6 protein-coding genes are annotated in these 14,054 nt (G+C 56.0%); 3 read left to right on the forward strand and 3 right to left on the reverse strand.

Features of this window, described 5'->3' with window-relative positions; genetic code table 11:
* Positions 1–289 precede the first annotated feature (289 nt).
* On the reverse strand, positions 290–1,063 hold the full coding sequence (locus tag K5X80_RS09920; RefSeq protein WP_261390487.1) for a response regulator transcription factor: 774 nt from the start codon (positions 1,061–1,063) through the stop codon (positions 290–292).
* A 493-nt stretch (positions 1,064–1,556) separates the two neighbouring features.
* Complete coding sequence (locus K5X80_RS09925; protein ID WP_222557586.1) at positions 1,557–2,606, reverse strand: helix-turn-helix domain-containing protein; 1,050 nt, start codon at positions 2,604–2,606, stop codon at positions 1,557–1,559.
* 970 nt (positions 2,607–3,576) lie between these two features.
* On the opposite strand from K5X80_RS09925, the gene K5X80_RS09930 reads away from it, so the two are divergent.
* The 3 genes from K5X80_RS09930 (at position 3,577) to K5X80_RS09940 (ending at position 12,883) form a co-directional block, all read left to right on the forward strand.
* Positions 3,577–7,503, forward strand: coding sequence for an autotransporter outer membrane beta-barrel domain-containing protein (locus K5X80_RS09930; RefSeq protein WP_222557587.1), 3,927 nt, complete (start codon positions 3,577–3,579; stop codon positions 7,501–7,503).
* Between the two features lie 669 nt (positions 7,504–8,172).
* Entirely contained in the window at positions 8,173–11,784 is a 3,612-nt protein-coding gene (locus K5X80_RS09935; protein WP_222557588.1) for an autotransporter outer membrane beta-barrel domain-containing protein, read from the forward strand.
* A 730-nt stretch (positions 11,785–12,514) separates the two neighbouring features.
* On the forward strand, positions 12,515–12,883 hold the full coding sequence (locus K5X80_RS09940) for a PH domain-containing protein (protein ID WP_222557589.1): 369 nt from the start codon (positions 12,515–12,517) through the stop codon (positions 12,881–12,883).
* Between the two features lie 75 nt (positions 12,884–12,958).
* Here K5X80_RS09940 and K5X80_RS09945 read toward each other — a convergent pair whose 3' ends face one another.
* Positions 12,959–13,852 carry a LysR family transcriptional regulator gene (locus K5X80_RS09945; protein WP_222557590.1) on the reverse strand — a complete coding sequence of 298 codons (894 nt, stop codon included), beginning with the start codon at positions 13,850–13,852 and terminating at the stop codon, positions 12,959–12,961.
* Between the last annotated feature and the right edge of the window lie 202 nt (positions 13,853–14,054).

Genomic DNA, 14,054 nt, shown 5'->3' on the forward strand with positions numbered 1-14,054 from the left:
CTGGCCGAGATGATTTCGATGCTGTTCATGAGGGTGTTTGTCGTATTTGATGGGAAGGGGTGGGATGCCAGCCTGCAATGAAGAGTTTTATGCCCTTTTGCTCCAGCAAGATCCTGCTGACTGTCGACTTGGCATTCGTGGCGGCTTCCAGGAAAGTATGGTGCCGTCTGCACCATTGCTCCCGGTCAGCCAGTACAGCTCACTCATGTCGGGTCTCCTTGCGGAGCTTGCAGCCGAGTAGCTGCAAGGCGCAATCGCATCACTCTCAGCCGAGCAAAGTGTCCCGCGTTTAATCAGTAAAGGCGAAACCTATCCCGCGGATGGCGTGTAGAGGGAGCGTCATGTTGGCCTTTTTGGCTCGTCGGCGGAGGCGGCTCACGACTGTATCCAGGTGAGCGTAGTTGTATTCGTAGATGTCTTTGCCCAAAGCTTCCACGAGGGCGCGTCGTTCGACGGCCTCCCCGCGCTCAGCAAACAGCCGCCTCAAAAAGCGCTGTTCTGCAGTGGTTAAGCGGAGGCGATGACCTTCACCGTCTACAAGCACCCATCCTCCTTCCACTAGAGCCCATGAGCCACCCGTGGTCTGAGAAAGATTTTTGCTCCCGCCCCGGCTGAGACGGTCATTGAGTGCTACCACCACGGCAGCCAGCTCTTCGGCTCCAATGGGTTTTACGACGTAAGCATCAGCTCCCGCTCTAAGTCCGTTGATACGATCGTCTACAGAGTCACGGGCGGCGATTAAGATGATGCCGACTGACTGCGAAGTGCGCAAATGAGCGGCGATCGATAAACCGTCTTCCTCGTCCAAATCGAAATCAAGGACGACGATGTCAGATGGCCGGGCAGCGTAAGCCCTGTAGAAGGATGCAGCGCCATCAAAACCAAGGACGTTCAAGCCTAATTTAGAGAGGTCTGCGAGCATTTCTTCTCGAAAACCATCATCTTTATCAACAAGATAGATAAGTGGTGTAATCTTGATGCTATTGGCTGTACCTCCCTCGTCTCCTGATAGTGAGTACATAAACATTTCCTGGCACTCAATTTCGCTGTCGTCGCCCGCCATTCGCTCGGGTGCGTTCCGCGGCGAGCTATAGAATGTAAGCCTCACGAGCGAGCAACTTCAGACGGTGTCACATTCTTGCATTTACTGTCATTGCGCCCTGTCTGGTTATTGGCCGAGCGAGTTGCGCAAACGACAAGGTTAAGGGCGATGCTGCTACGTGATCGACGTGTTCAATGCCTCATCCACGCGTCTCATTTTTGTATGCCACGTGTCTCAAAGGCTGCTTTATAAAATTCGGCGGGCATGGGGGTTTGAATCCAGCGGATCGCAACGTTCGGGAGTCGAGTGGTTCTTCAATAGCAGTAGTAAGGGGCGTGGTGGGCGACCGCGCTTGGTGGAGGGCAGAAGCTGGCGGGTCTCGGTTTGGCAGATATGTGGCCGGTCGATCACACCCCTCGATTACGCACCCTGGGGTGGCATCACGAGTTGTCGGCAACAAATGTCATTGCTCGTTAGTCGCCGCCGTTGTCCCGCCGCTCCATCTCATCGCTGGTCAATTCGTCGGGTTTAAGACCCTTCTTCGAATGTCGAGGAAGTGCGCTCGAAGTTCGGAAGTTGGTGAGCGAGATGGCCTTGCATGCCGCGCTTCACTGGGTGTTAAGCCAAAGCGTGTCCGGAAGCAGCGTAAAAAGTGAGTGGCATTCGTAAAGCCAAGCGTAAAAGCGATCTCTGAAATGGATCGATCAATCACATCGGTCTGCGTCAGTTCGAGGAAAGCTGCGTCCAGCCGCCGATCCCGAATTACACTTGAGATGCCGCCATCCCCGGCGAACGCGCGATAAAGATGGGCACGAGAAACATTGAAGTGCCGAAGAATGAAATCTGGACTGAGGTCCGGATTGTTGATGTTGCTGTCAATAAAATCCAGAACGCGTTGATGCAAGGCCACGCTCAAAGGTGGAAGGTCGCGGACTGTGTTGGGTTGTTCCCCTCGTACAGCCGCGGCGAGTATCGTTACCAGCGCGTCCTCTACCGCAGCAGCTTCGTCGTCTGCCAGCTGATCTGAGATGTCGCTCAGCCCCCCAAGATAAGTGGCGAGTAGTTTCGTCATCGGCAGGTGTGCTTTGAGGGTCAGGCCGTGCAAATTTGCGTGGCCACATGCTTTTGCGAGGGCGCGGCGCGGAATGAGCGTTGAGAACATTCCGCCGGCGGCCACCTGCCCCAGAAGGACCTGTGTCAAATCCAGGATGCAAATATCTCCGGGCCGAGCTGTGACACTGGTGCCAGCGAAGTCACCAAACATATCTGCGCCCACAATCGCAACAAGATAATGATCAAGGCCGCTCCATGCGATGATGCGCCGATCACGATTGTATCGCTGGGGGTTGAATGTGACGGAGGCAAACTGAAGCCTCCCCACCTGCTGCAATCTCATAGTGCCTTCCAGCGGTGGGCTTTCGTCTCCTATTATCGATGTAGTGTCATAGAAGGGTCTAGTTACTTCACGCCAGAAGTCATTTCTCAGATAATGTTCTACAAAATCTGTTGAGATTAGAACATCATCTGATGAAGGTACTTCTCTGTGATCGCTCTCATTCGACATTTTTCGCCTTTGTCATTCGGGCCATTAAGTTCCCTCCGCCGAGGGAGCGATTGTTGAGAAGGTTTTCGGGGCCGTAATCCGTGTGGCAACAAACTGGAACAAGCGATTACGAATCTGCAATTGCTTATGCAATTTAAACTATATAAATCATATAGTTATTGTGAACATTCAATTGCATATCCCTACCTGCTTGGTTGAATGAGGCGGGGTTACTGGATATAGGGGGGGCGGGCTAGCTCGCATGGAAAGAAGGCCGTGTGGCCATCTGGAAATCACCCACCTCAACATGCTGTCGCCTTGCTTCAGGCCGAGAGGCCGTGAGCGACGGCCATGTGTGGAGAGGTTCAATGTGCCGAGCTGCGCAGATTGAATTCCGTGCTTGAGCTTCAGCGAAGCGCAGCGCGTCATTCGCTTGAGTGCGCCTGGTCGATTGATCGGAACATTGGTTCCGATCGCCGAGCCTGATTCTCGCTGACCAGAATTCCGCAGAGCAGGGCTGCTGCCGGATCGACCGAGTATGGATGGGTGGCTCGACAGCAAACGGGGCATTCTCTGAGGCAGATCGGCAAGCTCTGAGAGCGAGAATCGCTTCAAAAGATGATCTTTGTCGCGCGCATACGCCGCACTCTGAAGATGACAGGACATGACATCAAGTGACATGCAGTGAGATTGTGAGGGGGTGGAGCTTAAAATAAGTAAGGCCTGTGGGATGGGAAGTGCCGAAAATAACAGATGAGGGGTAATGGGTCATTTATAGGGTAATTCTGTTATAAGAATTAGCTAACTGGCGGTAATACTCATATTATTTATAAAGATTCATGTATCCCTTCTTGGTTTGTCTGGAGGGGTTATTGGTCTTGCAGAGTCAAAATGTTCAGGGGTGGGGGTTTTAAGGTCACCTGCTTATTTTCGGCCATATTTGGCCGGAGTGGCTAAGGGAGCTCTAGCCTCGACTAGTTCGCAACGCTCAATGTCGAAGGTAACAATGATGGACGGAAATTCTTCAACTATCTCCAAATTCGGGCTTAAGGCGGCCTCTTGGCGCGAGGCCCTGCTTCATGGTGGTCGAGTGGGCAAGTACAAGGGCATTGCTGGCGGTATTGCCCCGCACTCGATCGGTGCTACCTCGGCGTTCGCTACTGCCGCCTTGGCATTTGGCGGTGTCATGTTCTCGGCCACCCCAGCTTTTGCAGGCGATTGCACTTTTGATGGCACCACTTACTTGTGCTCGGGCGCGGCAGGTGCGCCTGGCACTGACGCTCCGGTCGCGATCAATCATAATGGAACCACGACGGTAACGACCGAGCCGGGTTTTGGTATCGATGCCAATGCTTCACTGGGAGCCATTACGATTACCGGAACCGGAACCGGTGACATCACTTTTACGGATGTGAATCAGTCTGCGATCACGTCGCAGGGCAATGTTGGTATCCGCGTGTACAGCCAAAATACTGGGGCGGTGAGCATCGATACCAACGGTGTCCTAACCTCTGTCAGCACCGGCGTTGCCGTGCACATGGGCGTCGACACGACTGACGTGACTGTCAAAGTCAACGATGTGAATGCTGGCGATCACGGCGTCCACTTGCTCAATAACCTTGGCACAGGTGATATCTCTATCACCGCCCATGATATCGATGCGGGTGCGACTGGCATCATTTTTGATGCTAGCCCGTTCTCGGGTGACTTCACCGTTGACGTAAATAAGATTACGGCAGGTTTGGACGGAATCTATGGCTTCGCCAGCGGGGATGGCGACGTTGATATCACAGTTCATGACTCGATCGTCGCGGATCGGAATGGCATATGGATGGACGTCGACACCGATGGTCCTTCGAAAGTTAGCATCAATGTAAACAATATCGAAGCCGGGAATGAGGGTATCAATCTCGACACTTCGGTAAGCACGACCGACCTCAATATCGAGGTAAACGACGTCACCTCTCAGGCCAGCGCCATCCATTTTGTCCATCGTGGCACTGGGACGACGACTGTGACCGCGAACGATATTAAGAGCACGAACGGGCATGGCCTTTGGTTCGAGACTCACGGCACCGATACCTTGGTCACCGTTCATGATATCAATACAGCAGGTATCGGCATGTGGATCGATCATGCCGGCTCAGGTTCCGCCACCCTTATCGCTCATGATATTGAGTCTTCCGGCAATGAAGGTATCAATATTGAGACATTCGTGCCTTCGACCGACCTCAATATCGAGGTAAATGATATCACTTCCCAAGCCAGTGGGATTCATTTTGTCCACCGTGGTAGCGGCGACACGATTATCACTGCGAACGATATTACCAGTGAAAGCGGTCTTGGCATCTGGGGGACCACTTACGGTCTCGGCGATACAGCTATCACTGCTCATAATATCGATGCGGCCGGTGAAGGCATTTATGTCGATGTTGCAGGCGCTAACAATGTCACCGACAACAACTACTCGATTGCGGTGAACGACGTTACGGCTGGGGCCAGTGGTATCCGCTTCAATGCTTTCAACACGGGCAACGTGTCGGTGGCTGCGAACGATATTGACGCCGGCTTTATCGGCATTTGGTTCGACAACGCTACGAGCACAAACGACTTTACTGTCACTGCGAACAATATCACGGCTGGAGATGACGGTATCAATGGCTTCGCCAGCGGCACCGGTGCGACCAGCGTCACTGTAGCTGGCAGCATCGTGTCCGGAGATGATGGTATCGAGCTTTATGCCGATAACGCTGATGCAAAGACCGTGAGCTTTGACGTTAACAACGTGAAGGGCGCGGACAACGCCATCTACGTCGGCTCATCTTCCGCAGCCTTGGCTGATCCCACGCTCAACGCGCTGAATGTCACGACCCGTGGGCATATCGAGGCTGGCAGCGGTTGGGGGATATGGACTCAGACTAACGCTGGTGTGATGAGCAACATCACCGTTAAAGACGGTTCGGTCATTGAAGCCAGCAGCGGCGCAGCCATTGGCAACAACGGGGGCGACAGTCACGTCGTCATCGAAAATGCCAAGGAGATTGTCGATGACCCGAACACTCCGGGCGTCGAGAAGTCCAGCGTTAATGGCAGGATCGATCTCGGTGGCGGCGTGGATATTCTTGATCTCCACGGCGGTTTCTCCGGCATTACCCGAGTGGATGGCGGCGGTCAGGCCGGCGATACGCTGAATCTCGATAAGGCCAAAAGCACCTATGATGCGAGCAAGATCGTTGGTTGGGATGTTTTCAACATTGAAGACAGCTACCTCACGCTGGAGGGCGGTCTTGCCAATCTGAACGTGGGCCGAAACGGTGTTGCGGGCACGGGCATCTTCCTGACCGATGGCTCGACGCTGGAAAGCCGTCAGCGCGGCTTGAATATCAATGGTAACCTGACGCTGGCTGCTGGCACGACCTTCATCAGCGACAGGAATGACGATGCGGGCAACCCTGGCCGTGGTGATACCGTAATTTCAGGTTTCCTGCACAATGCGGGCACTGTCTCGCTGCGGGATAATGCTGCTGACGATATCCTTACCGTCAATGGTGCATATGTCGGCAACAACGGTACTTTCCAGATTGAGACTGTACTGGGTGACGATCAATCCAAGACCGATCAGTTGCAGTTCTTTGGCGGTACCTCCGGCACCTCAAAGATCGTGGTGACCAATCTGGGTGGGACCGGCGCGCCGACCGTGGAAGGCATCAAGGTTGTCGATGTGAGGGGGGCTTCGGACGGCACATTCACACTGGTGGGCGACTATGAGATTGCCGGCCAGCAGGCAATCGTTGCCGGCGCATACGCCTACACTTTGCAGAAAAATGGCGTAAGCAACTCAACTGACGGGGATTGGTATCTGCGCTCGAGTCTGGCTCCCGTCGATTCGGGCAATCCTGGGACGGGTGGGCCCGGCACAGGTGAACCTGGTACAGGTGAGCCTGGCACCGGTGGTCCGATTGAGCCGGAGCCCCTCTGCATACCGGGGGTTCCGATCTACGAAGCCTATGGTGCCAACCTGCAGGCGCTCAACGGCTTGGCGACGTTGCAGCAGCGCGTCGGAAACCGGTCTTGGGCAACAGGTGCCGGGATTGCCGGCGGTGGTGTCTGGGGGCGCGTTGAAGGCACCCGCAACCGCGCCAATCCAGGTGTTTCGAGCAGCGGGCTTGACCAGAAGATCAACAGTTGGAAGATGCAGGTGGGGGCCGATCATGTGCTCATCAGCGCAGAAAATGGTGGGCAATTGGTCGCAGGCCTGAATGCCTATTATGGGCAGGCGGAGAGTCACATTCGCTCGCTTTCCGGCAATGGGTTGCTCGAAACCGACGGTTATGGCTTTGGGGCAAGTCTGACCTGGTACGGGCTTAATGGCTTCTATGTCGACGGTCAGGCGCAAGTGAGCTGGTACAACAGTGACCTTACTTCGGATATTTTCGGCAAGCTTGCCGATGGTAACGATGGTAGTGGTGAAGCGTTCAGTTTGGAAATCGGCAAGCGCGCCTCGATCGGCGGTAAGCTTAGCGTTACGCCGCAGGTTCAGATGATCTATTCCAACGTCCGCTTCGACGGTTTGCTTGATCCCACAGGGGCATCGGTTAAATCCGACAAGGGTGATAGCCTGAGGACACGGTGGGGTCTGTCGCTCGACCGCCAGAGTGAGTGGGAACAAGGGCGTAGTCATATCTACGGTCTCATCAACCTGAATTACGAATGGTTGGATGGTACTCGCGCTGTGGTTGCAGGAACCGATATCGACAATGCAAACTATCGGTTCTGGGGTGAACTTGGCCTCGGCGGTAGCATCAGCTGGGGGCAAGGAGTCACACTCTACGCAGAAGTTTCGGGCAGCAGTCCATTCAAGGACTTTGGCGATAGCTATGTGCTCAAAGGTAATGCCGGTCTGCGAGTGGCATTCTAGTGGCATTCTAAAAGCTAACAGCACGGGGCTCGGGCTTGGTAAATCGAGGCCGAGCCCCAAGCTGAGCAAGGTGATGCGGCCTTGCTAATAAAGATCTTCAGCGCGCTGTGGAGGATCGGGCGACCGACAATTGTCATATCATCAACGTCTATGTTTACCGCCTGCGCAAAGAGCTTGCCCGACATGGGATTGTGGACGCTATCATCACTGAAAGAGGCCGATATTCGATCGCAGAGTATAAAGCGCTGACCATAATGAAGATGTTTAATAGAAATTATGATATGGATATACATGTTCCATTATTTACATAAGGATTTTTGACGGATAAATTATATATACATTAATTGCTGATTTATTTTCATAAGTGAAGTTCTGGTTTAAAAATTCGTGATGATGTTTGGTGTGGAAACGTCGCCAAGGTGTAAGTCGCTGGATATTTAAATCAAATCACATATCCTCACTCGCTTATGCACTTTTTATAAAAATATTAATTATTGATTTTTATAATATCTTCATCTTGCGATGATTTGTGGAAGAGGAGTGCGCCGATTGTTCGCTGACCGTATGGAGACGCGGTTTAACGTGCCTAGCTTCGGTGCATGGGGGGGTAATTCACGGAAGGCGCTATTGAACCCTGCTGTCAGTCATCGCTGCTTCTTGGCCGCTGCGATGACTGCACTGCTGCCCTCCGCGCAAGCGTTCGCGCAATGCGCCCCATCGGCGCCAGCTGCGGTCAGCATTTCCTCCGGCAGTTGCTCGGATCCGGCCTTCACCATGAGAGAAAGTGCTGACTCTGCACCTGTGGTCGAGGTCTCCGATAGCGGGGCCTACAACGGCACCTCGATCAATTTGACCGCAATCGGCAGCGGCTTCGGCATGTACGCGACCGGTGGAGGGACGATCAACGTGATCGGCACGTCTATGGAAGGTGCTACGATCACCACCTATGGCACGGGCGGCCATGGCCTCTACACCGATGACGGGGGGCTGATCACCGGCAGCTATACGTCCATCTACACGAATGACGCCGGCGCCGATGGCATCAGGGCGGTTGGGACAGGCAGCAGCGCTACGCTGACAGATAGCCGGATCAACACGGCGTCCGACAATGCGCATGGCGCCTACACGGCAAGCGGCGGGTTGATCAACCTGACCCGCACCGACGTCACAACCTATGGCGTCGGCGCCTCCGCTGCCTTGGCGGATGTTGGGGGCTCGATCAACCTCAGCAACTTGAGCACGTTCAGTTACGGCGATAACGCCCCTGGCGCCGTCGCCTCGGGTTCCGGCAGCAGCCTGACCCTGAACAATACCTATGTGAACACCCACGGCAACGGCAGTGCCGGTCTGTTCGCCCTTGATGGAGGAACGATCACCATCGATGGCGCCGCCGCCACGACCGGCGATTATTACGGAAATACAATTATCGCTAACTCTCCGGGTATGCTCGCCCGGGGCGTTGGCAGCAGCATACAGGTCAGTAACGGTGCAAGTTCCGCCACTTATGGTGCGGACAGCCCGGGCGTGTGGGCCGATGCCGGGGGCAAGATCGACTTTTCGGGCTACGGCATTTTCACCTATCAACCCAATTCCTCCGGCGCGGTGGCGAATGGGGCGGGCAGCATGGTCACCCTGACCAACACTATAGTTCGCACAACCGGCCCTTCCAGCGCAGGTATCCTTGTCAACGGCGCAGGCACGGTCATCGTGACGGGCAGCGAAGTCACCACTGGATATCGGGTGATAGCGGGAACCCCTCCCGTCCTGCAGTTCCCGGATGCGGAGATAGGTCTCGAGGCCCACGGCATCGACGTGGTCGGGGCTGGTAGCCGGCTGCAGGCCGAGAATGACAAGATTACCGCGCATGGAGACGGAGCAATCGGTGTCAGGGTCAGCCAAGGCGGCACGGCCTTGATCACCGGCGGCACTATCACGACCAATGGCGCTGATACCGCCACAGTCGGCGGCGCTGATGGCGTCCGGGCGACCGATGCAGGCAGCACCATCACCCTGTCTGGCACATCGGTCGCCACCACCAACATCGCTGCCATAGGCGTACATGCGATGGCGGGCGGCACGATCACCGCTGCGGATGCAAAAGTCGCCACGCAGGGACAAAACGCCTTCGGTGCGTCTGCACGAGATATTGGCAGCACAATCGGCCTGAGTCATGTCACCATCGCCACTACCGGTGCTGGTGCTGCTGGCCTCCAGGTTAGCAATGCGGGCGGCATACAAGTCACCGGTGGTTCGGTCGCCACCACGGGCAGTGTCGCACACGGTATTGCTGCTATGAACGGCGGGACGATCGATGTCACTGGCGCTACGGTTTCGGCGAATGGCACCGGATCGGCAGCGATCTACGTCACCGGCAATACGCCGAGTGCTGTATCGGTCACCGGTGGCAGCCTGAGCGCCGCCAATAGTGCGATCGTACTCGCCGAGGGCGGCACCGGCACCGTCTCGATCAGTGGTGGCGCCGCAATCACCCCGGCCATAGTCAACGGCCGGGCATTATTGGCGTATGTGACCGAAGATGGGATTGGCACGCCAAGCGACCTGACATTAAACGTAACCGGCATACCAGCGCTGGTTGGCGATGTGGTCATCGGTTCCTCGGCGCTCACCTACAACCTTGGCAACAGCAACTGGACAGGCAATCTGGTGCTGGGTGGCCTGGACGGTATCGCCAGCGCCGATCTTAACGCATCGCAATGGACGGGCGACTTGCTCGCCGATGCCGGTAATAGGGCCGACGTAGCGCTGGTTCAGGGCAGTCTCTGGACCGGGCTGGCGAGGAACGCGACCGATGTTGCAATCTATGCCGGCAGCGCCTGGAATGTCACCGGGAATTCCAATGCAATCGGCAGCGTGAGCAATGCCGGCCTGATTCAGTTTCTGGCACGGCCAGAAGCCTACAGTACACTCACGGTTGACAACTACATCGGCAGTGCCGGTAGCCGCATAGGTTTCAACACCTATCTCGGCGACGACAACTCGCCGTCCAATCTGTTGGTGCTCAATGGCGGCCGAGCTAGCGGCACAACCACCATGTTCGTCAATAACGCCGGCGGTCCAGGTGCGCAAACCGTGGCTGATGGTATTCGGCTGGTGCAGGTAACCGGAGGCGGCACCACCGCTACCGATGCTTTCACGCTTGGTCAGCGCGTCGCTGCCGGAGCCTATGAGTACCAGCTTTTCCGTGGAGGTAGCACCGATCCGAACGATTGGTTCCTCCGATCCCATCTCATCGACACACCGACGGAACCGACGACGCCGGGCGATACAGACATTCCGCTCTACCGTCCGGAAGTGGCGCTCTACGCGCCAATCCCTGCGATTGCTCGGCAGATGGGCCTATCGACCTTGGGAACACTGCATGAGCGCGTTGGGGAGCTGGAGAACCTGCTGGGCCTGTCACAGTCGCGCTCTTATGCGAATGGCATTTGGGGGCGGGGGCTCGGGGAACGGGTTAGTAACCGCTGGAACGGGACGGTAGATGCGAAAGCGACCGGCGACCTGATCGGATTCCAGGCTGGCTTCGATATCCTGCGTCGGACGACGAACAGTGGTCATCGGGACCATGTCGGCGTGTATCTGGCCTACGCCGATTACAACGCGTCCTCGGTGCGCGGCTTCGCTCTGGGGATACAAAATCTGGCAGTGGGCCGCCTGCTGATGAACGGCCCGTCGGTGGGGGGCTATTGGACACATTTTGGGCCGAGTGGTTGGTATCTCGACGCGGTGTTCCAGCGGAGTTGGTACGACGCGAAGGCATCGTCCTTCTATGGAGCGGAAATTTCGACTAATGTGACGGGATACACCGCGTCACTGGAGGCGGGCAACCCGATCCGCTTCGGAAAGGGTGACGCTTGGCTGATCGAGCCGCAGGCGCAGATTATCTACCAGGATGTCTCAGTGGGCCGGGCGCGGGACGCGTATTCCGGTGTGGACTGGAATGCGGGTAAGGCCTGGACCGGACGGCTCGGGGCAAGGTTGCAATACGCCGGTCACAATGAGCGGCGCGTGCTCCAGCCTTATGCGCGAGTCAACCTCTGGCATGCCCTCTCCGGCAGCGATAGCGCGTTCTTTGGACAATCCTCATCAGCCATCAAGACCCGCTTCGGCAACACGGCGCTGGAGGTCGGCGGCGGTGTCACTGCGCAGTTGAATCAGAATGTGAGTCTTTACGGCCAAGCCAGTTACCGTTGGTCGCTCGACGGTGACCGCAACCGCCAGTCCGCAACCGCTGGCACCTTGGGCATCCGGTTCAACTGGTGAGCGGCGCATTCATGCTTCATTTTACCGTTGATCTCCTCCGCGCCGTTCGACGTCTTTCAACGGAAATGGAAATGCGCCCCTACCGTTCGTTGCATCCCGGCGCTTAAACGACGACGACCCAGTTCTCATCTTCGTCATCTCGGGTGCGCCATTTGTTTTCAAAGGCTTATACGGGGTTGCCTTGGAATTAGGCGATTTCCACGTTGCCTTTTGCTTCATTGCCATCCCGTCGCATCCCGTGCTTTTCCGAGTGGTCCGGCTGCTTTGTGTAACATGGATGCGGCATGAGAGGACCTCGTGGGCGGGCTATGCTGCCCAATCGCTTTGGAAATACTCCCACATATATCACGCCCTGTCGCTGAAAGACTGATAGAACCGGAGAACATGGTAAACGAGGCGCATGATGAGGCAGCCATTCAAACTGGCCGCATTTTTCAAATGCCTGTTTCTGCCGCGGGGCCATTGCTGGCGGGATAGTCTGTCGCGCTCCGATCAGCGGGTTTGCCTATACTGCGGGCTGCGAAGATTGCGCTCAGCCAGCGACGCTTAGTCGTCAGCCTTGGCAGCGTGGAAGGGCAAGCTGACCGACACCTTATCCGGCTAAACACTTAGTTGCTGGTCACGATCACCACGCAGAGCTAGTGAGGCAGGCTAGTCATGTCTGTTCGCCTAACACGTATTTTTAACCTTGGTCGGCGATGTCTAAGCGTCTGTCGAAGAAGGGGGCAATATGATCGATTTCCAAAACGGATCAGTGTTCAAACTCAAGGCGAACAACGAATACACCTCCAAAGCGGCTGAAATACTTATTTCGGGGGAAACGATTCTTAGTGCTTTTAAGGCTTTGCGAGATGGTGTGGTTTTCACCGACAAGCGCGTCATCGCAGTGAACGTCCAAGGTATCACGGGGAAGAAGAAAGACTTCATGTCGCTGCCCTACAGCAAGATCACTGCTTTCTCCGTAGAGACGGCTGGCTCGTTAGATTTGGATTCCGAACTCGAGATGTATTTCTCAGGTCTCGGGCGGGTCAAATTCGAATTTATTGGCCAGACGAATGTCGTTGAGATCGGGCGGACCATCGCAAGCTACGCACTCTGATTGCAACATGGGACAAAAATGGCGGAATACCCTGGATAAAACGCGCTAGGGTATCTCAGCCTTAACGCATGACCATCAATCCCGATATCGCAAAGCGTCGACAATGACCTTGAACGCAGGGAGGTTCTGGCGGCGGCTGGGATAGTAGAGGAAATAACCGTCGAACAAGGGCGACCAATCGGCGAGAACCAGTCGCAGATTGCCCGATGCGATGTGCCGTTCCACGATATCTTCGGGGACATAGGCGATGCCGTACCCGTTCACCGCCGCGTCGATCATGGCGTAGCTGTTGTTGAACGTGAGTTGCCCTTCGACCCGGACCCGCAGCTCTTGCCCGTCCTTTTCGAACTCCCAAGCGTAGAGCCCGCCAGCGGTTTCGTGGCGCATGTTGATGCAGATATGCTGAACCAGATCCTGCGGATGGCGCGGCACCCCGTGAGTATCGAGATAGGCGGGCGCGGCCACGGCCACCAGCCGCCAGTCCGGGCCGATGCGTACCGCGATCATGTCCTTTTCGACGCTTTCGCCGAGCCGTACGCCCGCGTCGAACCCTTCCTCGACGATATTGCGGAACGTGCTGTCGAGGATCAATTCGACGCTGATATCGGGATAGGTGCGCAGGACAGGCTTCAGCCTGGGCCAGACGACGCTTTCGAGAGCGTGGTCGGACAGCGTGAGCCTGATCGAGCCTGAAGGTTTCTCCCCAAGCGCCGTCAGCGACGCGATTTCCTCCTCTATCTCCGCGATGCGCGGTGTGATGGTCTGGAGCAATCTTTCACCAGCGGCCGTTGGCGCGACATTGCGGGTCGTGCGTGTCAGGAGCCGTATGCCCAGGCGCGCTTCGAGTTGCTTGATAGTGTGACTGAGCGTCGATTGCGCCACGCCGAGCCTGGCCGCAGCCCTGGTGAAGCTGCGTTCCTGCGCCACGGCCTGAAACCACGTCAGCTGGTTGAGATCGGTTCTGGCCATGACGGCTCTCCACTATCCCGATGCCGGATTATTCGCTGTGATCGATTAGTTCATTCGGATTTCGACGGGTAATCGTTTTATGAGGATTCTGCTAGCCGCGCTGCAACGATAGCTGCAGGAGCGAACGAGAATGACGGTTGCGACCGCATCGGAACCACAAGCGAAACCGGTTGCCGCCTGGGGCGCGGTGCTGTCGATGGCA

Origin of the sequence: Caenibius sp. WL (assembly GCF_019803445.1) — a bacterium.
Classification (GTDB): domain Bacteria; phylum Pseudomonadota; class Alphaproteobacteria; order Sphingomonadales; family Sphingomonadaceae; genus Caenibius.

Coding starts and splice junctions, on each gene's coding strand:
- K5X80_RS09945 (WP_222557590.1), bottom strand. CDS start 13,852: ATGGCCAGAACCGATCTCAACCAGCTGACGTGGTTTCAGGCCGTGGCG.
- K5X80_RS09940 (WP_222557589.1), top strand. CDS start 12,515: ATGATCGATTTCCAAAACGGATCAGTGTTCAAACTCAAGGCGAACAAC.
- K5X80_RS09930 (WP_222557587.1), top strand. CDS start 3,577: ATGTCGAAGGTAACAATGATGGACGGAAATTCTTCAACTATCTCCAAA.
- K5X80_RS09925 (WP_222557586.1), bottom strand. CDS start 2,606: ATGTCGAATGAGAGCGATCACAGAGAAGTACCTTCATCAGATGATGTT.
- K5X80_RS09920 (WP_261390487.1), bottom strand. CDS start 1,063: ATGGCGGGCGACGACAGCGAAATTGAGTGCCAGGAAATGTTTATGTAC.
- K5X80_RS09935 (WP_222557588.1), top strand. CDS start 8,173: ATGACTGCACTGCTGCCCTCCGCGCAAGCGTTCGCGCAATGCGCCCCA.